The sequence below is a fragment of the Sulfuricurvum sp. RIFCSPLOWO2_12_FULL_43_24 genome, assembly GCF_001829605.1.
Taxonomy (GTDB): domain Bacteria; phylum Campylobacterota; class Campylobacteria; order Campylobacterales; family Sulfurimonadaceae; genus Sulfuricurvum.
The window spans coordinates 1-22251 of the sequence record NZ_MIBT01000013.1 but is presented as its reverse complement, the minus strand read 5'-3'; the positions used below and the strand labels follow the sequence as shown (position 1 = coordinate 22251).

Sequence of the window (22251 nt, the reverse complement as noted above, 5' to 3'; positions counted from 1 at the left end):
TCGATTTTTGTTAAAATTTTTCACTATTGATTTGTCCATACTGTATCTCCTAAAAAATAATCGCTCATTATTGGTTTGACTTTTGATGATTAATAACGAAATTATAATATATAGTCTATTCATCTAACCAAAATAGCAGCATTGGATAAAATAATGTCGTAGTACAAAAGTATTATTTTAACAAAGAGTGGTAATGTTCAAATTCCGGAGCAGGGAGGGGTTTGCTGAAATAATACCCCTGTACCTCGTTACATCCGCTTTTACGGAGTAAATCAAGTTGTTCGAGTGTTTCAACACCTTCGGCTATGGTGATCATGTTGAGACTGTGTGCCATATTGATAATTGTTTTGACGATGGTTTTGTCTTCGGGATTATCGGTAATATCACGGATGAATGATTGATCGATCTTGAGTTTATAAACCCGAAAATTTTTGAGGTAGTTGAGGGAAGAATAACCGGTTCCGAAATCATCGATTGACATACGTATACCGTGATCGTAGAGGGTATTCATTATTTTGATGGCTTGGAGAGGATTCTCCGAAGCGATTCTCTCCGTGAGTTCCAGTTCGAGGAATTGTGGAGGGAGGTGAAAGTCTTCGAGAATCCCTAACACCAGTGAAACCAACTTTGGATGTCGAAATTGGATAGCTGAGAGATTGACGGCCATGATAAAAGGCTCCATCCCCGCATTGATCCATGCTCTTAATTGCCCGAGTGCATGGTAGAGAACCCACTCACCGATCGCAATAATTTGACCGCTCTCTTCGGCAATAGGGATAAACTCTGCCGGAGAGATCATCCCCATCGTCGGATGATTCCAGCGTAAAAGTGCTTCAACTCCAATAAGTTTCCCATTCTCAAGGGCGATTTGAGGTTGATAGTGAAGCGTAAGCTCATTTCGTATTAGTGCATGACGGAGGGCATTTTCAAGTTCGAGATTTCGCGCAGAACGTTCCTGAAACTCCGGGGTGAAAAAACGGTAACAGTTGCGTCCGTCGTGTTTTGCGCGATACATTGCGGTATCAGCTGATTGGGATAGAGCCGTGAGATTAATTCCATCGATTGGATAAATTGCTATCCCGATAGAGGGGGTGATGGAGAGTTCGTGATGGTGGATTTTGTACGGCTGTGAAACACTTTCTATCAATTTTTCGGCAACGTGTGCTGCGTTATCGGCATCCGCACCGGAGAGGAGAATCAAAAATTCATCCCCCCCTTGACGGGCAAGTGTATCGGCTTCTCGGATGACAGATTGGATCCGTGAAGCGACATAAACCAGTAATTCATCGCCGATATTATGGCCGAGGGTATCGTTAATATTTTTAAAATGGTCCAGGTCCACATAGAGCAATGCTATGGAATCTTGGGTACGATAGGCATGATGTATGGCGTAATTAAGTCGGTCATTGAGCAGTATTCGGTTCGGTAATCCGGTGAGGGGATCAAAATGGGCGAGCCAATGCACTTTTTCTTCCGCTGTTTTTTGAGCGGTAATATCTTGCATTGTACCGCGAATACGAATAACCTGACCTTCTTCAAGCACCGGGGCACCGATGGTTCGGACCCATTTTTTCTCCCCTTTTGGGGTACTCATCTGAAGTTCCAGATCAAACGGCAGGGCTTTGTTAATGGCATCCGCAAGTGCCATTTCCATTTTTTCCAGCCATTCTTTTTCATAAACGCTCAAGCCCACGTTTTTGGTCACCGTTATGCTACTGGGCATGTCGTAAATTCGGGACACTTCGGAGGTCCATACTCCTGTATTATCTCTTGGATCAAGTTCCCACCCGCCGACATGGGCCATTGCACTCATCTCTTCGAGGAGTTGTTCGGTTTGGAGCAAATGTGCTTCCGTCATGTGCCGTTGCGTGATATCGCGTGCGATACCCAAAACACCGATCAAAGCACCGGATTCATCCCTCATAGGCATTTTGATCGTTTCCAAAAGTGCGCGATGGCCGTCATCAGCAAAGCTAACCCACTCTTCATTGATACTTGGAGCGTTGATCTCCATCGCCAAACGGTCTTTTTGCCGGAAAAAATCGGCCAGCTCTTTATCGACAAAGTCATAATCAGTTTTACCGATGATATCTTTTTCTTTTGCACCGAAAAAACGTTCAATCATTGGATTGCAGAGGAGATAGATTCCGTCTTTGTTTTTAAGCCATATCAAATCGGGAATGGTATCGAGCAGAGTATGAAGCTGAATTTTGGTTTCCGAAATTTCGGCCGTACGTTCTTCAACCTGTTTTTCGAGGAGACGTCGATAGTTTTTGAGTTCGGCGTATTGTTTCGCGATATATCCCATTAAAAGACTGATAAAGGTACTGACCGCTATGCCGAGTGCCAAAAGCCAGTAATCGTGCCATCCGGCGGTGGGTGCAATACTCAGTGTCCAGGTCGTGTTTTGGAGTTGAATAAGGGTTTTCACGGGATGATCAAGAGGTTTGTCGGTTGATGCGGCAATGATCTGCAACTGTTGCGTTTTTGGGTGGATGCGGGTGAGTGTATACTGATAGCCGTTGTTGGTGAGCTCATGCATCGTATTAGTATAGAGAATATCAGGGAATCGGATGATAATAATAACAAATCCCCAGAATTTTTTCTCTTTTCCTCTAAAAATGGGCATACGTCCTATAATTCCATCTCCACCTTGTATCAGATGTATCGGTCCCGCAAGTGTCAGTTTTTTGCTGTCGCGTGCCAAAAGTGCTTCAGCTTTTTGGTTAGGATCGGTTAAGAGGTTGAATCCTATCGCTTTTTCATTTTCCCTCAGGGGGACGACATGTTTGATTATCCCCTCAGGGGCAAGCGCTATTTCGGAAATAAGAGGATAATGGGAGGTGATTTTTTGGGCGATAAATTCAAAATCGTTAATGCTTCCGTCTTCATGAACTGTTGTGGCAATCGGATAGATTAATGCCATCATTTGATCGATATTTTTATCTAAATGGAAAGCATTTTCATCCGAAATATTTCGAATTTTATATTTTATTTCATTGACATGCATATCATCAAGATGCCAAATGATGTTTCCTGAAATGGTGGCGGAGATGAGAAAAATCAATATCCCGATTTTCCATTCTTTTGTTCGATAACGTTCGAATGGAAAAGAAGAGAAAAAATTAGACATTGTAAAACAACCTTCTTCTTTCTTTGAAATCATGTATAAAATATTATAACATCGTTTGTGTAAAACTCATTTATTTCCCGTTTATTTTAAGTTATTGTTAATAATACGACTTTGATACTAAAATTACTTGGATACATACAGTCCAAAAGTCCATATTTCAAGGGCTAAGAGGATAAAAAATCCGATTTTGTAAAAGGTGGCGGGCGAGCGTTCGATCAGAGGTGTTGTTTTGCAAAAAAATGGCTTTACTTTTTCAGGGGCTTTAAGTTCATAAAAAAATTCAGAGTAATGTGCATAGCGCTGATCGGGTGAGATCGCGATGGAACGCATAATGACGGAATCGAGCCAGAGAGGAATATTTTTATTGATCACGGAGGGACGTTTTGGTGATTTAAACGTTGGCGTTTGAAACGGTTCAATCTCTCCGTAGGGAAATTTACCCGTTAGTGCCCAATAGAGTGTGACTCCGATGGAGAAGATTTCAGTTGATTCGTTGATAGCACTTTCGCTAAAACGTTCAGGGGCGAGATAGGTAGGGGTACCTGCTCGTGAATTGGTGGAAAATATCTCGACGATGGAGCCGAAATCAACCATTTTAAACTCCACTCCCGCTTCACCGTCTCGTTGGTAGACGAGGATATTCTCGGGTTTTATATCGCCGTGAACAAGCCCCAAATGGAGTAGATGGGCCTCGGCACGGTGGAGAAATTTTCCTAAACTGATGGCATTGTCTATGGAGAGAGGGCGGTTTTTGAGATATTTTTGGAGATTGACCCCTTCCACCAGCTCCATCAGATAATAGCGCATGCTCCGCTCCTGCGGAACCCACGCATGACCGAAAGCTTTGTGGGTTATCTGTTTTGCGTACCATGCTTCACGAACAAAGGCATCGAGTGCTTCGTCATCATCCGCTTTGAGCGGAAATTTCATAACATACAGTTCAGAGTCTTTGAGTACTTTCCAAATACGTTTGTGTTCCATCATAGGGGAGAGCAGGGTATAGCCGTCGATAATTTGCCCCTCACTCAGTGTTTCAGGGATGATGAGCGGAGCATGTTTCATTGCATAAAGTGGATCGAGCTTTTCGATACGAAAAATCTGGAGGCTCATATCATCTCGATCTTTAGGATCGCAATTTTGGGTAGCACTCTGGATGATGGTCGAGGCACCTAACCCTTTTTGGAGCATATCGGCAAAGATTTTTTCCTCTAAGAGGTTGTAAACACCGTCACTGCACAGTATGAGAGTGTCACCGACACCAATAGGTGTCGAGAGGATAGTTAGATCGATGTTTTCACTCAAACCGCACGCAGAGGTCAAGACATGGGACATATACTCATCATCCATCGTGTGATCGGTACTGAGTTGTACAAAGGTGCCATCTTTTTTGAGTAGATAGATACGTGAATCACCGAGATTGAGAGTGTAGAGGTTCTCTCCCTCGATTACGGCAAGGCAGAGTGTTGTGAGGAGTTCGATTTTTCCGTATTGCGTCATCGACTCTTTAAATAACAAAGAATTGATATGGCGGGTAAAGACCTCCATTGTTTTGGGAATATCCCATGCTTTGGGGCGATTTTTGAATTGATCGATAAAAAACTTTACACATTGGCGTGCCGCAGTCCCTCCGCGTGCCGCACTTCCGACTCCATCACACAAAACACTTACCAGCAGAGCGTTATCGATGATAGTATAGGCACAGGCATCATCGCCAGTGGTAGCGTCTTTGGAGAGGATGAATTCGGACGATTGGAGTGTGAGCATGGGCAAACCCTTGGTTGTAATATATTATCCGTTCGTGGTATTCTCGCTCCCACTCTCCTGAGTGGGAGTGTATACATGTTTTGTTGTCTTCGTTCCCACTCGGGAGAGTGGGAACGAGCAAGAAAACCCTTCGACAGGCGCAGGGTGAACGGGGGTTAAATTCTTGCTCCTGATTCCGCGCCCCATGTCGTACGCCAGCGTGTTTTGACCAGACTGATCCCGCTGATAGCAATCATCGTCATGACGGCAAAGATGACAAACCCGGCAGTGTAGCCATCGAATGCTCCCTGTGACCATCCGAATGTTTTGATCAGAGCCGTTCCGCCCAGACCTCCGGCCATACCGATAAGTCCGGTCATCACACCGATGTCTTTACCGAAACGCTGCGGTACGAGCTGAAACACCGAACCGTTCGCCATTCCCAGATTCGCCATGATCAAAAACATCACGACAATCGCTGCCCAAAACGGTAATGCGACAAATGCGCTGATCAATGCAAGAATGATTATACTGCCATAAAAGACATAAAGCGATTTAATCCCACCCATTTTATCGGCGACGGCTCCCCCCACCGGACGAAGCAATGCACCGGCGAAGATACACAACGCTCCGAAATATCCGGCGATAACTTTGACATTTCCCTCATCCATGACATCCAGACCAAAAGCTGACATATCGGCTTGATAGGTATTCATCAAATAGACTTTCATGTAGTTGGCAAACCCGATAAATCCGCCGAAACTGACGGCATAAAAGAGGTTAAACCACCACGTATCACGGTCACGCATCAGTTTCATATAGTCACCGAGTTTTTTCGGATTGGCTTTATAAACTGATGATGGGGCATCTTTGGCCATAAACAGATACGCAATCAAAACGATAAACGACAATACTCCTCCGACGAGAAAGACCGACGGCCAACCCCAAATCTCGGCGATTTTAGGGGCAAACAAAAAGTCGATGACGACACCGATATTTCCGGCACCCGCGATCCCCAATACCGTCCCTTGCAGACGTGGCGGATACCATTGACCCGCTTGAGGGAGTGCGACGGCGAACGATGCACCCGCAAATCCCAGACCAAGAGCCACAAACAAGAGCTGATCATACGTGATGGTTTCAGCCGCTATGTATCCGTAAAACAGTGTCGCGATAACAATCACCTGAGAAACCAATGCCGTCTTTTTCGGCCCGAATTTATCGACGAAAATCCCTAATACAAGGCGTAAAATCGCCCCCGCTAGAACCGGAACGGCAAGGAGTGTTGCTGTTTGATCATCATTCATCGTAAAACCGCGTGAGGTAAGAGACTCATTAATCTCGGTAGCGAGAGGTCCCAACATTGTCCACATCATAAAACTAAAGTCGAAATACAAAAAGGCGGCAAACAGTGTCGGCCAGTGCCCCTCTTTTTTTAAATCTCCAAATTTCATCTTCTCTCCTAATCAGGATTTTTTTATCTGAAATAATTGTATCAATTAAATATCACTCTTTAATGCACTATAGTGATTAAAAAATAATCACTTTGCTCGTATGGTTCTTGCATTTGTTCTAGAACATCATCCTTAGGAGTCACCTATGGTCAGCCGTGCTAAAATCAAAGAACTTATGAACGAGAGTGCCTGCTCTCACAGTAAAGATAAAAAACCCGGAGAAGGGTGTGACAAGCCCAAGCCGGGGTTAGCCGCAGGGGGATGCGCTTTTGACGGTGCTCAAATTTCGCTGTTTCCCTACGCAGATGCCGTACACCTCGTTCATGGCCCTCAAACTTGTCTGGGGTCTTCGTGGGAGACCCGTGAGACAAAAACGTCGTACAATGGAATGGACCATACGCAGATGGGGTTCACGACCGGAATCAATACCAACGATGTCATCTTCGGCGGAGACAAACGACTGGGTGAATCGATCGATTATATCATGGAACATTATAAACCCGAAGCGATTTTTGTCTATTCGACATGCGTTACGGCGTTGATGGGGGATGATATCGATATGACCTGTAAGCTGGGAGCCGAAAAACACGGTGTTCCTGTTGTTCCGGTCCATGCCGCAGGTTTTGTCGGAAGTAAAAATCTCGGATCTCGTTTAGCCGGGGAAGCGGTTTTAGAGCATTTGATCGGTACAAAAGAGCCTGAATTTACAACCCCTTACGATATCAATTTGATCGGCGATTACAACGTCACGGGGGATATGTGGCAGTATCTTCCGCTGTTTGAGAAAATCGGTATCCGCGTTCTGAGTTCTATGAGCGGAGACGGGCGTGTCGGAGATATTCGGACAGCCCATCGGGCAAAGCTTAACGTTATTGTCTGTGCCAAATCACTTATTACGTTGACTCGTAAGATGCAGGAACAGTACGGCATCCCATGGATTTCGGTCTCCTTTTACGGTAAACGGGATACGACTTTTGCCATTCGTGAGATCGTGAACGCATTGGGCGATCCTGAGCTGATAGCACGAGCCGAAGCGGTGATCGCAGAAGCCGAGGCGGAATTAGAATTGGCATTAGAGCCTTATCGTGCAATGTTTGCAGGTAAAAAAGCGGTGCTCAATACCGGAGGGAACAAAGCGTGGTCGATTGCTTCGGGATTGCAGGATTTGGGGATCGAAGTCGTAGCGACCAGTGTCGCTAAATCGACACAGGATGACATCGACAAAGCACGAGAATATTTGGGTGAAAACGGTGTCTTGATGACGAAGCCCGCGTCTGAGCAGGGAAAAATAATCGATTCTACAGGAGCCCATATCCTCCTCGCTGGAGGGAGAAGTCTCTACACCGCGATCAAGAAAAAAATCAGCTTTATCGATGTCAATCAGGAGAAGAAAACGAGCTACGGCGGCTACGGCGGATTACTCAATCTCGCGGAAGATTTGAAATACGCATTTCGCAATCCCGTCTTTGCCAATGTTGGAAAACCCGCGCCGTGGGAGATGTAGAATAGGGCATAATATTCTTTTTAATTGCTAAGGAGAGAGCATGAATCAAGAATTGCATTATGTGCAGGAATTTTATGATCAAACGATCGCTTTTTTGACCAATTACAGTTTCCAAATTATCGGTGCGGTTATTATTATCGTTATCGGCTGGTTTGTCTCCAAGTACGCATATAAGACGTTGGTAACATTTTTTGATAAGCATGATTTCGATGTAACGTTAGGAAAATTTGCGGCAAATGTTGTTCGGATACTGATATTCGGTGCGATGTTCATTGTTGCTATCGGAAAACTGGGGATTTCGATAGCTCCGTTTATTGCGGCTGTCGGTGCTATTTTTTTAACCGCCGGTTTGGCATTGCAAGGGACGGTGGCAAACTTCGCTGCCGGTATTTCACTGGTGATTACCCGACCGTTTAAAATCGGAGATACCATTTTGGTCAATAAAGTCTACGGTGTCGTCGAAGAGATCAAACTGGGATACACGACGCTGCGAACGGAAGATGAAGAGATTATTACCGTTCCCAATAAAAACATGATCGGCGAGGTGATCGTTAACTCGTTCAACTACCGTATTGTTGAATCGAGTGTCGGAATATCCTACAGCGATAATGCGGATCAAGCGATTGCATTGATTCGAGAGGTTATCGATAACTTTGAGAGTTTATCGACTGAAAACAAATCGATTGTCGGAATACAAAAATTCGGCGATTATGCAATTGAAATCGGGATGCGCTACTGGGTTCCGACTCAGAATTATTATAAGATACAGTACGAAGTTAATTCGGCTATCTATAAGGCTCTCCAAAACGCAAACATTACAATTCCTTTTCCACAGAGAGAAATTCATATTTACGAGCAGAAATAGAGGAAAAACATCCTTAATAGAATCATTTTTCACGATAAAATAAACTTAATTATTATTATGCCAAACCATAAATAAATTACCCTTCGACAAGCTCAGGGCGAACGAAAACAAGGTTATCAGAGAAGTTTATTATTTCCGTAAATACTGCAAATGCTGATAATACGGAGAGTCTAAAAACTCGTTGAGCAGTTCTGCCGAAGGGTTGATCAACTCGATCATTTCGATAAGGGTTTGTTTGAGCAAATATAACTCTTTATGTATCGTATTCCATAAAATAGCTTCATCAACCCCTCGGTAATCATGAGAAATTTTATCTCGTATCCCCGCCACGTCCGACCAGTCGAGTTTTGTAGCAATATCATTTTTCAGTGATTGGTCTATTTTCTTGGATTCTTCACCGATAGCGATAAACATGGAGATTACGGCATTGAGATGAATTTGTGCATCTGCCCAAATAAAATCTCGTGGATTATCAAAGCCAGTAGAATAAATCCAGCATTTTTCGGTACATCCGAGCATCGTAAAAATATAGATTAAATTTTCTTCGTTATACATAGATAAAATCTTTTTTAGCGTAATGCTTGATAATCGGATTCATAGAATTTAATCGTACAAAATCAACTTTTGAGTGCAAATCAGCTTCAATTTGACGTAAAAATTTAGAAAACTCTAAAAATCCCATTGAAAAAGTCTCATTGCTGTCATAGAATATATCCACATCGCTACTTTCTTTTGCCTCATTACGGGCATAGCTTCCATACAGTCCAAGCGTCGTAATCCCGTACTTTTGGCGGAATTCCTCTTTTTTACTTTTGAGATAATCGATGATGTACTGTTGAGTCATAGCAACCTATCTGATTTTAAATTGTGGTTATTATACACCAACCCAAAAAAATCATCGATAAACTTCATCCATTCGCCCTGAGCGTGTCGAAGGGTGAAAAGTTTTTGAATAGTACAAAAGTGGAAGAGGGGTATATTATATGGTACGAGAGAAATAAATATGTCATATTGCAATATATCCTTTTGAATGTAAAAAAATAGATAAAATAATTAATCTTTAAAAACATAAGGAAACATAATGGCAAGTTCTCATCAAGTCAAGTGTATTAACAAAAGTGATCGACAAAATGCTCATGAACGTATTAAGATAATCGGTGGCACAAACGCCGATGGTACTAAATGGAGATTGACTTTAGAAGAAGCAATAGCAGGCATTGAAAGTGGTAAATGGACTTTTTATGTAAATGTTGGAGGCAAATCAGTTTCTGTAATTGTTTCAAAAAGTCAATCTGGACACAAGTATTTGAAAACAGTAAATGATGGTGAACAGCCTAATAATTTATTGAGTTTGCCAGAATGTATCTAACTTTAATATATAATATAGATATGTATGGCTTTTATTGCTAAAAGTCGTTGAGAAAATAATACTTTAAATGAAGGTATTTTATGCACAATCAGGAAGTTTTGTTTGCACCTCGTTTTTTAGAAAAATATGTTGGTAAACCTATACTTAGTGAGCCAAAAATTGCTATCATGGAATTAATAGCTAATTCATGGGATGCGGGTGCAACAAAAGTTGAAATTCAATGGCCTAATTACAAAGATGAAAAATTATTTTCTATAGCAGATGATGGTTTAGGTATGACGGAAAATGAATTAAATCATCGTTGGCGACAACTTGCTTATAATAGATTGTCTGAACAAGGAGAATTTATTGATTTTAATAATATTAAAAAAAGAAGAGTTTTTGGAAATAATGGTGTAGGACGGTTTGCAGGATTTTGTTTCGGTGATAGTTACTTTATTGAAACGTCTGCAAAAGGTGAAAGAGTTATATATCAAATAAAAAATTCTTCAGAAGAAAATATTCCCTTCATACTTGAAAAAGTACAAAAAGATATATGCCAAGATAATGGAACAAAAATTTACACTACTGAACTTAGTGGTGTAAAAATTGATGCAGAAAATATTAGAGCTGAGATTGGAATGCGTTTTTTGACTGATCCAATGTTTGAAGTTTATGTTAATAATAAAAAAGTAACTTTTTCGGATATTTCGTCACAAAATATTAAAGAAAAAGATATTGAAATTGATGATATGAATTCAATAAAAATATTGATTATAGATACTAAAGAAAGTGATAAATCTACAAAATTACATGGAGTTGCATGGCATGTTAATAATCGGTTAGTTGGTGAATGTTCTTGGCAAAACTCAAAAATTGATTTTGATAGAATGATTGATGGCCGGCGTAATGAAGCTAAAAGATATACATTTATTGTTATAGCAGATTGTTTAAATGATAGTGTTGTTCCTGATTGGACTGGATTTCAGCAGAATGATTTTGTAAATATAGTAGAAGAAAAGGTATATAAAGCTATTCATGAGCATATTTTAGATTTAACAAAAGAAAAAAGGCAAGATGTCTTACAAAAAGCAACTAATGAAAATTATCTAAACCTCAATAAATTAACTGATTTAAAAAAAGAGAAATGGACATCATTTGTTAATGAAGTTCAAGAAAAATGTCCAACCATTTCGGATAAAGATGTTATTAAACTAGCAGGAATAGTAGCGAACTTAGAGCTTTCAGAATCAAAATATAAATTAATTTCATTGTTACATGAGATGCAACCAAATCAACTAGATAATTTACATGAATTACTTGATGATTGGAGTATTGATTATGCAAAAGAAGTTTTAGATGAATTAAAAATACGGTTAAAGCTTCTTGATGAATTAAAGATAAAAGTTGAAGATCCAAATACAGATGAAGTACAAGAATTACAACCTTTATTTCAAAAAGGTTTATGGATTTTTGGACCAGAATTTGAAACTATTGAATATACTTCAAATGAAGGTATGACAAATGTAGTGCAAAAATTATATAACTCAACAATAACTGCTTCTAGAAATCGTCCTGATTTTGCTATTTTGCCTGATAGTACAGTTGGGCTTTATAGTTACGCATCTTATGATGAAGAATATGCTGAAAGCGGAACAGATAAATTAGTTATAGTTGAATTGAAAAAACCTACGGTTAATATTGGTTCAGATGAAAAAAGTCAGTGCTGGAAATATGTAAGTGAATTATATGAAAAAGGATTTTTACAAGAGAATTCTACTGTTAAATGCTTTGTTTTAGGTTCGAAAATTAAACATATTGAAGCAAGCCGCCGTACAGAAAATAACGGTAAAGTAGACATAATACCATTAACATATAGCACTATAATAGATCGTGCAAAAAGTAGAGTATTAAAATTGTATGATAAAGTTAAAAACGCTCCATTTTTACAAGATAAAGATAATAGTTTATGTAGTTAATCTCTTCTCGCACACTTCTTGCATAATCTATGATAACTAAGGAGTTGTCATGGAATTCTCCCTTTCTCGTCATGAACACAAACCGCTTCAAGTCAACCCGATCAAACACTCTCAGCCGATGGGTGCAACCCTCGCATTTTTAGGGGTTAAAGATTGTATGCCGTTGATGCACGGTGCGCAGGGGTGTGCTTCGTATACCAAGGTTTTTTTTACCCGCCATTTCAATGAACCGATCGCGATCAACAACACTTCGGTAAGCGATATTACCGCAGTTCTCGATGGCGGAGATTACTCGATACTTATGGCGATTGAGAATATCCAGAACAAAGAGAAAAATATCAAACCGAGCATGATCGGTCTGCACACGACGGGTCTGACCGAGACCAAAGGGGATGATGTTCGCGGTGTGGGGATGCACATCGAAATCCCCTATGTGTTTGTCAATACTCCCGATTACGAGGGGGGGATGGAGAGTGGATGGTCACTGACAGTCACCGCGATGATCGAACAGCTTACGGAGGCTGCTACCGAGCTAAAAACCAATAAACTCGTTTTTTTACCCCACCTGAGTATGCAGCCTATCGAGGTGGAGAAGATCAAAGCTCTCTGCGAGGATTTCGGGTTTGAAACCTATGCACTCCCCGATCTCTCTACCTCACTGGACGGGTATTGGGAAGCGGGGCAGGGGAAACTCGCCAACGGCGGAATAACGGTGGATCAAATCCGTGATTTGGCGACCTCTTCGGTGGTGGTTTCACTCGGAGCTTCGATGAAAAAAGCGGCATTGGCACTGCAAAAAAAGAACCCCGCGATAGAGCATCTCCATTTCGATCATTTGATGGGATTGGACGGATGCGACAATTTTGTAAGTGCACTTATGAAAATACGACAACGTGAGCCAAAACCGCTGATGAAACGATGGCGATCCCGTCTGCAAGATGCGATGTTGGATTCGCATTTTCTGATCGGGAGTTCCCATTTTGTCGTGATGGGTGAGCCGGATATGCTGGTCGGAATTTGTGCATTACTCCGCAGTGTCGGTGGAACCATTGATGCGGCAATATCTACGACGTTTAGCGACTCTTTGCATTTGATCGAAGCAGAAAAAGTGTTTGTCGGGGATTTGGAAGATGCCCGGCAGTTTTTCGAGGGGGCTGATATGGTGATCAGCAATTTTCATGCAGAACGAATCTTGCATACGTATACTCATACGGCACTCGTGATCCGAGGATTCCCTAATTATGAAGAGTTAGGGAACCAGCTCAAAAACGATCAGTTGTATGAAGGCAGTACGTACTTTTTGTTTGAGATAGCTAATTCATTACGGAAGGTTAAGCATGAAGAATGAAATTTCTGCTCCGAACGGAGCAAGCTTTAGTGCCATAGCGGCTAGCGAAAGCGAACTGGGCTTTGCTCAGGTCACGACTAAAAAAAATGATAGTACTAAAATCACAGTAGAGGGGAATGGGACAATGAATAGCGCTTTACGAGTTGCATTTGCAACCAAAGATATGGAAGAGGTTAATGCCCATTTCGGCGGAGCCAAAGAGTTTGTGGTGTACAACGTCTCTCAAGATGGCTACGAGGTCTCAGAAGTGATTAAAACCGATACCTCTGAACTGGAAGACGATGACAAAACCGATTTCCGTGTTCGTGCGCTGAAAGGTGTGAATATCATGTATTGTGAGAGTATCGGCGGAACGGCAGCCGCAAAAGTAATCCGAGCGGGAATCCATCCTATGAAAGTGAATGAACCGACATTGATCGAAGATCTTTTGAAAAGTTTGGTAGCCATGATCAACGGTAATCCTCCGCCGTGGGTTAAAAATATCATTCAAATGAAAACGGAACACGACGTGCGACAAGATCGATGGGCAGAAGGGGAATAATTATTATGGAAGCAGAAAAAACAATGAATGAATTTGGAACAGAGTTAATACGTCAAATCCGGGCACTTGATCAGTTTGGAAATTGGTCACGAATCAGTGATGATGAGTTGTTAATCAAAAAGTATGTTAAGACCAAAGAGGATTTAAAAACGATCCCTTTGATCGCAGACATTGATGAGATGCTTATCAATGATATCAAAATGATTTATAAAGCCCTTGCATTGGCATTTGAGCGCAAAACAGGTGTAGTGTGCAACGTCATCATGGAAATGAGTCATGAAGGTTTCGGTCGCTGCGCGGTTATCGCTGATCGTATCTGTATTGTGGATAAATATTTCAAAGATGCCCACCGTTTCAGTTTCCGTACACTAGAAGCATTGTTTGAAGACGGTGATAAACATTTAGTCAACGCTATTGCTGTTTATGAGCAATATCAACCATATAAAAATTAAGAACAAGGGGTTTTAACATGTCAAAAGTCGGTATTTTTTTCGGTAGCAGCAGCGGTGTCACACGGGGTGCGGCAGAACTTTTAGCGGATGAGATCAAAGGTGCAGAATTGATCGATATGGAAGAAGATTTCGATGGAATCGATCAGTTTGACGATTTCGACGTATTGATTCTTGGTTCTTCTACGTGGGGTCAAGGTGATCCTCAACGTGACTGGGTCGATCCATTGTATGAATTGGACAATGATCGTCCTGATCTGGAGGGGAAAAAAGTAGCGTTTTTCGGTGCCGGTGATCAAAAAACACACGGTGAGCATTTCCTGAGCGCTTTGGGAAAAATGCATGATTTGTTTACCTCTCTTGGGGCAAGTGCATACGGATTTACGTCAACAGCGGGATATGAGTACGAGTTCTCTCTTGCAGAACGTGACGGAAAGTTTTGCGGATTGGGGATCGATGACATTAATCAGGAAGATTTGACCGAAGATCGTGTTAAAGAGTGGGCCACTCAACTTAAAAGTGAAATAGGGCTGTAGAGTCAAAATTGCATTATCAGATATACAAGGAGCATACGATGGGAACATTAAGCGAATTTCAACAAATTACCGATACCGAAGATTTCTTTGACTTTTTCGATTTGGAATACGATGAGCGTCTTGTGAACGCGAAACGGTTTCATATCATGAAAAAGTTTGGTGAATTGGTCGAGAAAGCAAATGGCCATGATATGGGTGGTGAGACGAAATTGCTCGAATATTACCGATTTGCTCTTATTACGGTCTATAAAAATTTTGAAAACGGCTATAGTCCATCTGCCGCTGATGTTTGGGCTATGTTCGATAAGCCGAGTGCTTGCGGTACCTGCTCAACATCGAGCAGTTGTAATGATGTAGAGGAGGTCAGTCATGGAGTCCACGCCTGCACAAGCCAAACCACTATCAGCTTCTGAAGAGGATATGCCGATTAATGATGAGGCACGTAAAACCAACCTTTACAAGATGTCCACCAAAGACGAGATTCTTTCTCTGTACAGAGTGGGGCAGAGGGTTCGACTGACTAAATCGATCCGAAATGACGGAACGTATCCACATGCACGAGTCGGTGATGTGTTGATCGAAGCAGGTTCGGAAGGATACGTCCGAAAAATCGGTGATTTTTTACAGACAATACGTGTTTATGAAGTCAATTTCATCGAAGAAGGGTTGGTATTCGGATGCCGCGAAGCGGAACTGGAAAGCGCTCTTGAAGATGACGGTTATGATGAAGTGGCGGAAGAATTGAAATGGCTCAAAGAACACCGTGCTGCGCGAGCTGCTGAAAAAGCGGCGCAATCTCAAGAAGAGGGGGAATAAACCACACCTTTCTGAGATTTTTGCATACCGTATCAAATTGGTGCCCTAGTGGCTAAATATCGTAATCAACAAAGGAGTTGGGATGACAACACGTGTAGAAATTATGAATGACTTTTTGGCGATCAACGTCATACCGGGCAAAACGATCCAAGATATCGTTGAAGCTTCAGGGAGTGCACTTCCATTCGGGTGCCGTGACGGTGAATGTGGTACCTGTGTCGTAATGATCGAATCAGGTATGGAGTACATGAGCGAAATCAATGAAAAAGAGAAAGCGGTACTTAAAACGCTGAATGAAAGTAACCCAAAAGCTCGTCTTGCTTGTCAAATGAAAGTTATTGCACCAAACGGATTGGTACGTATTAAATACTAAGCCCATTTATGAAGAACGCCATCGGAATACATTCCGATTGGCTTCGCCAATGTTTCTCTGAAACGCTTGCCTCATTCGAGGCAGATTTATCAACTGCCTATTTTTTAACCACCTATCTGCCTAAAAAAGTCCTATAATTTTCATAAGAACACAATATGCATTTGATCTTATAAAAGTGTATATTTTTTAGGAGGTGTATCATGCAAACAACATTATCGTATAAGCAAAAGCAACTCCCGCGACTCTCGATGCAAACGTGGTTGCCGCTGTTGCAATGCTCCCTGAATGATCTCGAAAAACATCTGCAAGTAATTACAAATGAAAATCCTTGTTTAGAGGTGAAATCAGGCTTTGAAGAGTCAAATTCCGGGGCAGGGGGGAATACAGCGTATGGCGCATTTCAGAACTATGTCTCTAATGCATCAAGCGATCAAATCGAGTGGCTCAGTATCTCTTCGACATCACTGTACGAAAAACTCGATGAACAGATTGTAGCCCCTCTTTTTCCGACACCGATATCGCAAAAGATCGCTCGTCAAATTATCTATTACATTAATGACGAAGGGTATTTTGAAGGATCGGTCGAAGAGGTAGCTCAGCAGTGTGATACCGATGCTCATACCGTGGAGCGAGTACGCCAGCGATTTGCCCATTTGGAGCCTTCCGGCGTCGGTGCTGCGGATTACAAAGAGTCATTTTTGTTTCAGCTCAGTGATCATGATTTGGATGATGAACTCTCTATTTTGCTCGGTGCGATGATTTTGCAGTTCGATAAGATGGAAAAATTTATCAATCACCCACGACTGCATGATGCCAAACATGTATTGCAACATTTGAGAAATCCTCCGGCGTTGGAATACATGGAGCCAGAATCACAGATTACTCCCGATTTGTTTGTCGAATTTGCAGGATCGGAGCTCAATATTCGTATTAACCATGCGTTTTATCCCGATTTACAGGTCAACATGATCGACAAATACGACAATTTTGCGAAACAAAAGTTCAAAGAAGCGCGTGAGCTGGTCAAACTTCTCGATTTGCGCAAGGCGACACTTTATAACGTTGCGTTGGTATTGCTCGAAAAACAATACGCCTTTTTTATGGGGGGAGAACTCAAACCGCTCCGACTCCAAGACGTTGCCGATGAACTGGGATTTAACGAATCGACGATTTCACGAGCGATTGCCGATAAATATATTCAAACGGAGCGGGGATTGTATGCGTTTAAAGACTTTTTTTCGAACTCGATCGGCGAAGTTTCTACTTCAGAGATCAAACATTTCCTGAAACGGCTTGTGGGAAGTGAAAACAAAGACGATCCGTTTAGCGATAAAACACTTCATGAGATGATCGAAGAGCGTTTCGGGGTCAAAATGGTACGTCGTGTTATCGCGAAATACCGTCAAGAACTGGATATCCCATCGTACAAAGAACGATTGTTCTTGTACAAGTTGGAATTGCTTTAAAATTAGCTGTTTTGCGCAAGCGGTGAAGAAGAGCTATACGGCACTTTTGCGCTGGGGGTCTCTTTGGAGGTTTTTTCGAGATGAACGTCTTGGTCATCGAAGAAAATATCGGCTTGAAACGCTTTTACAATCTCGTATTTGTCCACACCGCCTAGAAAAAAGGCTTCATCGATACGAACTCCCCACTCATTGAGGGTTCGTATTACACGCTCGTGTGCAGGAGAGTTGCGCGCGGTAATCAATGCGGTTCGGATCGGTGCAGAGATATCGTCGGGAAAATGGGTTTGGATCTTTGAAATGATCCGTAATAATTTGGCAAACGGCCCATCGGGCAGTGATTTGGCGACGTTCTCTTTTTCGTGGGCGATAAAAGCGTTTAGCCCTTGCAGTTTGTAAATTTGTTCCGATTCGTCTGAGAATAAAACCGCATCTCCGTCAAATGCGATCCGAACCTGATGAGAAATCGGCTCATTTTGATTCCCCTCAAACGGTAAAATCCTCGCAGCGGCTATCCCTGCATCGATCGCATCGCGGACATCGTCTTCGTAGGCCGACAAAAAGAGATCGACTTTGAAGGGTAATAGGTATTTTGATATCTTTTCCCCACCCGTCCATGCAGAGCGGACGATATCGAGATTATACGCTTCGATCGATTTAGTTATTCGTAGGCTGGTGGCGGCATTGTTGCGTGAGATAATGATGACTTCGATGTGTTTTCCATCATCAAACAAAGTATTGATGGCTAAAAAGTTGTTGACAAGACCAAATGCCGTCCCCGGTTGGAGGATGTCGAGCTCTTTTTCCAACTGATGTTGATAATACTCTTTGAGCCCTTTTTCCTCAAAAATGCTATTTTCTTCTTCAAGTGAGAACAATGCTCTGGAAGAGATGGCAATAACAAGCTTATTTTCTAAATCATATCCCATTCATGCTCCGCAACAGAAAGTCATTGCGGATATTATAGCACTATTAGCTCGATGGGGTGTCGACAGCGGTAAAGAAGGTGTTGCTTTTATGTGTAGCGCGAGGGATCGGTTGCGTCAGTGCCGATTCGTCTCTTTCCCCTGTACGGATACGCTCTACTTCGAGTACCGGAGTGACCCATATTTTACCTGCACCGTGGCCTAAATCCTGAGTATGTGCACGGATCGCTTCCATCGTAATCTCTTTTGTTTTTTCATTTGATACTACGACAATAATCATAACTTTCGGATACAAATCGGGGGCATTGTTTTTTTCGGCAATACCGAGAGAACCTTTTCCGATGACATCTGTAACGGTTACACCTTCGATTTCGTTATCAAATAATTCACGAAGAACATCGTTGAGACAGTGTTTGTTAAATACAGCAGTAATCTGGACCATTTTGGACCCCTTTATGTGGTTTGTTGATAAGTCATTATAAATTGAAAATGAGTGAGTATTCACTGTATAACTGCTTATAAATTAATCAACTTTGAATAATTGCATGCATAGAGTGTTCTCGAAAAATAATACTACAAAATTGTTATATCCAAATAAGAACAGCTCTTGCAATGGTTAAAAATATAATCCATTTACAGGAGCTAGTTATGGCACGTGACACACTGATCGGCGGAGCATTATGGGAAGAGTATTCAACTGAAGTACAACGACGGATGAACGATCCGATCAATATGGGTGAGATTACTCAAGAAGAAGCCGATGCAGCTGATAAAAAGTTGATTATTGCCGATTTCGGTGCGGAGAGCTGCGGGGATGCCGTACGTCTTTACTGGATGATCGATCCTAAAAATGATGTGATCGTAAAAAGCCGATTTAAAAGTTTCGGATGCGGTACGGCGATTGCCAGTTCAGACATGATGGCAGAACTATGTATGGAAAAAACGGTTGATGAAGCACTTAAGATCACTAACATCGATGTGGAAAAAGCACTTCGTGACGAGGAAGATATTCCGGCAGTTCCCGGGCAGAAAATGCACTGTTCCGTTATGGCGTATGACGTAATCAAAAAAGCGGCATCAATCTATAAAGGGGTTGATATGTCCGAGTTTGAGACCGAATTTATCGTCTGCGAATGTGCCCGTGTCAGTCTCGACACCCTTAAAGAGGTGATTCGTCTCAACAAACTTGAATCGATTGAACAAATTACCGATTACACTAAAGCGGGCGGTTTCTGTAAATCGTGTATTAAACCGGGCGGACATGAGAAAAAAGATGTCTATCTCGTCGATATGCTTGCAGAAATCACCGCTGAGCTTCAAAAAGAGGCAATCAGTAAAAAGATCAAAGAGGCAAAAGGAGACGGAAACTTCAATGCGATGAGTTTGGTACAAAAACTCCGCAGTATTGAATCGATTCTCGAAGAATACATTCGTCCTACTCTCAAAGCCGACCATGGAGATGTTGAAGTGATCGATCTCAAAGAGGTAGACGGAGAACACGAACTCTATATCCAGTACAAAGGTGAGTGTATGAGTTGTTCTATGAACACGACAACAACCCTCGCAGGAATGCAAGATATGCTAAACTTTAAACTCAAATCTAACTTGCGAGTGATGGTGGTTTAAGAATGTTATGTGCCACAAAAGAGGGAACTTTTTCGTATCTCAAAAAATTCGGTAATTACTCGAAAGATTTTTACCGTTTTAACGGAGAACTCTTTTTCCCATCTCTCGGGATCGGAACCTATAAAGCCGAACCGTACAAAGAAGATAATTATATTATCAACTACGCAGAGGCCATAAAAATGGCACTTCGTCGTGGAATTAATATGATCGATACGGCGATCAACTACCGCTATCAAATGAGCGAGCGTGAGATTGCCGAAGCGTTGAATGCAATGTTTCAAGAGGGTGAAATAAAACGTCAAGAGGTGATCATCGCTTCCAAAGCAGGTTTCATCCCTCTGGATTTCCCGTTTCCAGAGAATCCCTACGGATGGATACAAGAGAATATCATTCAGACGGGATTAGCGACCAAAGAAGAGATCGTTATCGATCAGCACTGTATGAGCCCTAAATATTTACGTTGGAGCTGTGAGCAGTCGTTACGCAATTTGGAGTTGGAAACGATCGATATTTTCTATCTCCATAATCCCGAAACACAGCTCGGATACGTCGATCAAGAAACGTTTTATGGCCGTATCGAAACAGCATTTAAGCTTTTTGAAGAGCTAAGAGCGGAGGGTAAAATCGTCTCTTACGGGATAGCGGCTTGGAACGGATTTTTGTATGAAGCGGATCATACCGAGTACATCGCCCTCTCAAAAGTAGTAGAAATTGCTCGTCGTGCGGGTGGGATAAACCATGGGTTTAAATACCTCCAAAGTCCGTTTAATCTGGCAAAACCGCATGCCTACGGTTATGCAAATCAGCAAGCTGAAGATGGGATGTATTATCCTCTTATGCATGCGTGCGCTAGCTATGGGATAACGTATATCGGTTCCTCTCCTCTGCTGCAAAAAAATCTCTTTAAAAGAGCGTTTGCACCGGATGTCGCTGAACTTATGAATACGAATGAACTGAGCGACATTGCCAGTGCATTACAATTTGCGCGTAGTGCAGGGGGGATCTGTGCAGTATTTGGTGCCGTTGATCCTGCCCATGTCATAGATAATGCGGTTTTGTGTTATCTCCCTGAAGCTTCCGCCAAGGCAGTAAATACGCTTATGAAGGGTGCTTATGCTGTATGATGTAATTGTTGTCGGCAGCGGTATCTCCGGATTATATGCCGCACTTAGTGCCAAACGTGCCGGACTCAAGGTTGCTTTAGTCTGCAAAAGCAATCCTCTGCGTTCCAATTCTGCCGTAGCATCTGGGGGAATCAATGCCGTACTTAAAACAACGCGTCACGATTCATGCCGTGATCATATCGCCGATACGTTAAAGGGAGCCGACAAGCTCGGTCGTCTTGCCGTTGTCAGTGCTATGGTAACCGGTGCAGAAGAGATCATTAATGATCTGCAATCGATGGGAGTTGCCTTTGATACCAACGAAGAGGGACACGTTGCTCAACGCCCATTTGGGGGAACAAAAGCAAAGCGTACATGCTATATCGCTGATAAAACGGGCGCTTCAATTACCCAAACCCTTCTCGTACAGTGCCGTAAAGAAGGGGTAAAAATATTTCCTAATCATCTTATGCTCTCGATTGCTACTTTTAAGGAACAACTTTCCGGTATTACGCTCCTTAGACGTCGAGATTCACAAGTAATCGCCTTTGCGTGCAAATCGCTTGTACTGGCTGGAGGAGGGTTTGCCGGAATATATCGCGGTCACTCTACTAATTCCCAAGAATCAAGCGGAGATGTCATCGCTATAGCACTCAGAGCCAAGATGCGTTTAGCCAATCTGGAATTTGTTCAGTTTCACCCAACAACACTTGCCAAGAGCGGTACTTTAATCAGTGAAGCAGCACGGGGGGAAGGTGCGTATATCGTTGATGAAATGGGGGAGCGCTTTACCGATGAGCTACAAACACGCGATAAACTCTCTCGTGATATTGTTCTTCATCAGTTGAATGGTCATACCGTTTATCTCGATTTCCGCCATTTGGGTGAAGAGTTGATCGACAAAAAACTCCCATCCGCGCGTAAACATGCCCTCAACGGCTCAGGCATTGATATCCTCACTGAATTGCTCCCTATCACGCCATCCGCTCACTATACCATGGGCGGAATTTGGAGCCGCAACGATACCTCTACGGATATTGCAAA

The 22251-nt window shown here is 42.3% G+C and carries 22 protein-coding genes; 15 read left to right on the top strand and 7 right to left on the bottom strand.

Features of this window, described 5'->3' with window-relative positions:
• Positions 1-172 precede the first annotated feature (172 nt).
• The 3 genes from A3G19_RS01150 to A3G19_RS01140 all read right to left on the bottom strand — a co-directional run bounded on the left by A3G19_RS01150 (position 173) and on the right by A3G19_RS01140 (position 6330).
• Positions 173-3133, bottom strand: coding sequence for an EAL domain-containing protein (locus tag A3G19_RS01150; RefSeq protein ID WP_294870167.1), 2961 nt, complete (start codon positions 3131-3133; stop codon positions 173-175).
• Between the two features lie 123 nt (positions 3134-3256).
• Positions 3257-4897: a bifunctional protein-serine/threonine kinase/phosphatase gene (locus A3G19_RS01145; RefSeq protein ID WP_294870165.1), complete on the bottom strand. Its 1641-nt coding sequence runs from the start codon at positions 4895-4897 to the stop codon at positions 3257-3259.
• A gap of 155 nt (positions 4898-5052) precedes the next feature.
• A complete protein-coding gene (locus A3G19_RS01140; protein WP_294870163.1) occupies positions 5053-6330 on the bottom strand; it encodes a nitrate/nitrite transporter in 1278 nt (425 codons plus the stop codon).
• A gap of 145 nt (positions 6331-6475) precedes the next feature.
• Here A3G19_RS01140 and nifE point away from each other — a divergent pair, with 145 nt between their 5' ends.
• Both nifE and A3G19_RS01130 read left to right on the top strand, forming a co-directional pair.
• Complete coding sequence (gene nifE / locus A3G19_RS01135; protein ID WP_015653839.1) at positions 6476-7834, top strand: nitrogenase iron-molybdenum cofactor biosynthesis protein NifE; 1359 nt, start codon at positions 6476-6478, stop codon at positions 7832-7834.
• A 40-nt stretch (positions 7835-7874) separates the two neighbouring features.
• The gene (locus A3G19_RS01130; RefSeq protein ID WP_015653838.1) at positions 7875-8699 is read left to right on the top strand and encodes a mechanosensitive ion channel family protein; all 825 of its coding nucleotides are present in this window, start codon (positions 7875-7877) and stop codon (positions 8697-8699) included.
• Between the two features lie 129 nt (positions 8700-8828).
• Here A3G19_RS01130 and A3G19_RS01125 read toward each other — a convergent pair whose 3' ends face one another.
• Together A3G19_RS01125 and A3G19_RS01120 are read right to left on the bottom strand one after the other, a co-directional pair.
• On the bottom strand, positions 8829-9254 hold the full coding sequence (locus tag A3G19_RS01125) for a HepT-like ribonuclease domain-containing protein (protein WP_294870161.1): 426 nt from the start codon (positions 9252-9254) through the stop codon (positions 8829-8831).
• Positions 9247-9543 carry a nucleotidyltransferase domain-containing protein gene (locus A3G19_RS01120; protein WP_015653836.1) on the bottom strand — a complete coding sequence of 99 codons (297 nt, stop codon included), beginning with the start codon at positions 9541-9543 and terminating at the stop codon, positions 9247-9249. The genes A3G19_RS01125 and A3G19_RS01120 overlap by 8 nt, the downstream gene beginning before the upstream one ends.
• A 237-nt stretch (positions 9544-9780) precedes the next feature.
• Between A3G19_RS01120 and A3G19_RS01115 the strand changes: the two genes are divergently transcribed.
• From A3G19_RS01115 to rpoN, 10 genes are all read left to right on the top strand, one after another.
• A complete protein-coding gene (locus A3G19_RS01115; RefSeq protein WP_294870159.1) occupies positions 9781-10068 on the top strand; it encodes a DUF3892 domain-containing protein in 288 nt (95 codons plus the stop codon).
• Positions 10069-10148: 80 nt separating this feature from the next.
• Entirely contained in the window at positions 10149-12026 is a 1878-nt protein-coding gene (locus tag A3G19_RS01110) for an ATP-binding protein (RefSeq protein ID WP_294870157.1), read from the top strand.
• 49 nt (positions 12027-12075) lie between these two features.
• The gene (nifN, locus tag A3G19_RS01105; RefSeq protein ID WP_294870155.1) at positions 12076-13374 is read left to right on the top strand and encodes a nitrogenase iron-molybdenum cofactor biosynthesis protein NifN; all 1299 of its coding nucleotides are present in this window, start codon (positions 12076-12078) and stop codon (positions 13372-13374) included.
• Positions 13364-13915: a nitrogen fixation protein NifX gene (nifX, locus tag A3G19_RS01100; protein WP_294870153.1), complete on the top strand. Its 552-nt coding sequence runs from the start codon at positions 13364-13366 to the stop codon at positions 13913-13915. Before nifN ends, nifX begins: the two co-directional genes overlap by 11 nt.
• Before the next feature lie 5 nt (positions 13916-13920).
• The gene (locus A3G19_RS01095) at positions 13921-14367 is read left to right on the top strand and encodes a NifX-associated nitrogen fixation protein (protein ID WP_294870151.1); all 447 of its coding nucleotides are present in this window, start codon (positions 13921-13923) and stop codon (positions 14365-14367) included.
• Positions 14368-14384: 17 nt separating this feature from the next.
• The gene (locus A3G19_RS01090; RefSeq protein WP_015653832.1) at positions 14385-14900 is read left to right on the top strand and encodes a flavodoxin; all 516 of its coding nucleotides are present in this window, start codon (positions 14385-14387) and stop codon (positions 14898-14900) included.
• Positions 14901-14938: 38 nt separating this feature from the next.
• Complete coding sequence (locus A3G19_RS01085; protein ID WP_015653831.1) at positions 14939-15313, top strand: nitrogenase-stabilizing/protective protein NifW; 375 nt, start codon at positions 14939-14941, stop codon at positions 15311-15313.
• Complete coding sequence (locus A3G19_RS01080) at positions 15270-15716, top strand: nitrogen fixation protein NifZ (RefSeq protein ID WP_291750831.1); 447 nt, start codon at positions 15270-15272, stop codon at positions 15714-15716. The genes A3G19_RS01085 and A3G19_RS01080 overlap by 44 nt, the downstream gene beginning before the upstream one ends.
• A gap of 82 nt (positions 15717-15798) precedes the next feature.
• Positions 15799-16089 (top strand): 2Fe-2S iron-sulfur cluster binding domain-containing protein, encoded by a 291-nt coding sequence (locus A3G19_RS01075; RefSeq protein WP_015653829.1) that lies wholly within the window; start codon positions 15799-15801, stop codon positions 16087-16089.
• A gap of 200 nt (positions 16090-16289) precedes the next feature.
• Entirely contained in the window at positions 16290-17555 is a 1266-nt protein-coding gene (rpoN, locus tag A3G19_RS01070; protein WP_015653828.1) for an RNA polymerase factor sigma-54, read from the top strand.
• A gap of 2 nt (positions 17556-17557) precedes the next feature.
• Here rpoN and A3G19_RS01065 read toward each other — a convergent pair whose 3' ends face one another.
• On the bottom strand, positions 17558-18481 hold the full coding sequence (locus tag A3G19_RS01065) for a 5'-nucleotidase (RefSeq protein WP_294870149.1): 924 nt from the start codon (positions 18479-18481) through the stop codon (positions 17558-17560).
• Positions 18482-18524: 43 nt separating this feature from the next.
• Entirely contained in the window at positions 18525-18920 is a 396-nt protein-coding gene (locus A3G19_RS01060; protein WP_015653826.1) for a P-II family nitrogen regulator, read from the bottom strand.
• A 206-nt stretch (positions 18921-19126) separates the two neighbouring features.
• On the opposite strand from A3G19_RS01060, the gene A3G19_RS01055 reads away from it, so the two are divergent.
• From A3G19_RS01055 to A3G19_RS01045, 3 genes are all read left to right on the top strand, one after another.
• Entirely contained in the window at positions 19127-20104 is a 978-nt protein-coding gene (locus A3G19_RS01055; RefSeq protein WP_015653825.1) for an iron-sulfur cluster assembly scaffold protein, read from the top strand.
• A gap of 2 nt (positions 20105-20106) precedes the next feature.
• Complete coding sequence (locus tag A3G19_RS01050) at positions 20107-21228, top strand: aldo/keto reductase (protein WP_015653824.1); 1122 nt, start codon at positions 20107-20109, stop codon at positions 21226-21228.
• Positions 21218-22251 (top strand): FAD-dependent oxidoreductase (locus A3G19_RS01045; protein WP_294870147.1); only part of this gene is annotated, 1034 nt, incomplete at its 3' end. The genes A3G19_RS01050 and A3G19_RS01045, both read left to right, overlap by 11 nt.

Coding starts and splice junctions, on each gene's coding strand:
- A3G19_RS01150 (WP_294870167.1), bottom strand. CDS start 3,133: ATGTCTAATTTTTTCTCTTCTTTTCCATTCGAACGTTATCGAACAAAA.
- A3G19_RS01145 (WP_294870165.1), bottom strand. CDS start 4,897: ATGCTCACACTCCAATCGTCCGAATTCATCCTCTCCAAAGACGCTACC.
- A3G19_RS01140 (WP_294870163.1), bottom strand. CDS start 6,330: ATGAAATTTGGAGATTTAAAAAAAGAGGGGCACTGGCCGACACTGTTT.
- nifE (WP_015653839.1), top strand. CDS start 6,476: ATGGTCAGCCGTGCTAAAATCAAAGAACTTATGAACGAGAGTGCCTGC.
- A3G19_RS01130 (WP_015653838.1), top strand. CDS start 7,875: ATGAATCAAGAATTGCATTATGTGCAGGAATTTTATGATCAAACGATC.
- A3G19_RS01125 (WP_294870161.1), bottom strand. CDS start 9,254: ATGTATAACGAAGAAAATTTAATCTATATTTTTACGATGCTCGGATGT.
- A3G19_RS01120 (WP_015653836.1), bottom strand. CDS start 9,543: ATGACTCAACAGTACATCATCGATTATCTCAAAAGTAAAAAAGAGGAA.
- A3G19_RS01115 (WP_294870159.1), top strand. CDS start 9,781: ATGGCAAGTTCTCATCAAGTCAAGTGTATTAACAAAAGTGATCGACAA.
- A3G19_RS01110 (WP_294870157.1), top strand. CDS start 10,149: ATGCACAATCAGGAAGTTTTGTTTGCACCTCGTTTTTTAGAAAAATAT.
- nifN (WP_294870155.1), top strand. CDS start 12,076: ATGGAATTCTCCCTTTCTCGTCATGAACACAAACCGCTTCAAGTCAAC.
- nifX (WP_294870153.1), top strand. CDS start 13,364: ATGAAGAATGAAATTTCTGCTCCGAACGGAGCAAGCTTTAGTGCCATA.
- A3G19_RS01095 (WP_294870151.1), top strand. CDS start 13,921: ATGGAAGCAGAAAAAACAATGAATGAATTTGGAACAGAGTTAATACGT.
- A3G19_RS01090 (WP_015653832.1), top strand. CDS start 14,385: ATGTCAAAAGTCGGTATTTTTTTCGGTAGCAGCAGCGGTGTCACACGG.
- A3G19_RS01085 (WP_015653831.1), top strand. CDS start 14,939: ATGGGAACATTAAGCGAATTTCAACAAATTACCGATACCGAAGATTTC.
- A3G19_RS01080 (WP_291750831.1), top strand. CDS start 15,270: ATGGAGTCCACGCCTGCACAAGCCAAACCACTATCAGCTTCTGAAGAG.
- A3G19_RS01075 (WP_015653829.1), top strand. CDS start 15,799: ATGACAACACGTGTAGAAATTATGAATGACTTTTTGGCGATCAACGTC.
- rpoN (WP_015653828.1), top strand. CDS start 16,290: ATGCAAACAACATTATCGTATAAGCAAAAGCAACTCCCGCGACTCTCG.
- A3G19_RS01065 (WP_294870149.1), bottom strand. CDS start 18,481: ATGGGATATGATTTAGAAAATAAGCTTGTTATTGCCATCTCTTCCAGA.
- A3G19_RS01060 (WP_015653826.1), bottom strand. CDS start 18,920: ATGGTCCAGATTACTGCTGTATTTAACAAACACTGTCTCAACGATGTT.
- A3G19_RS01055 (WP_015653825.1), top strand. CDS start 19,127: ATGGCACGTGACACACTGATCGGCGGAGCATTATGGGAAGAGTATTCA.
- A3G19_RS01050 (WP_015653824.1), top strand. CDS start 20,107: ATGTTATGTGCCACAAAAGAGGGAACTTTTTCGTATCTCAAAAAATTC.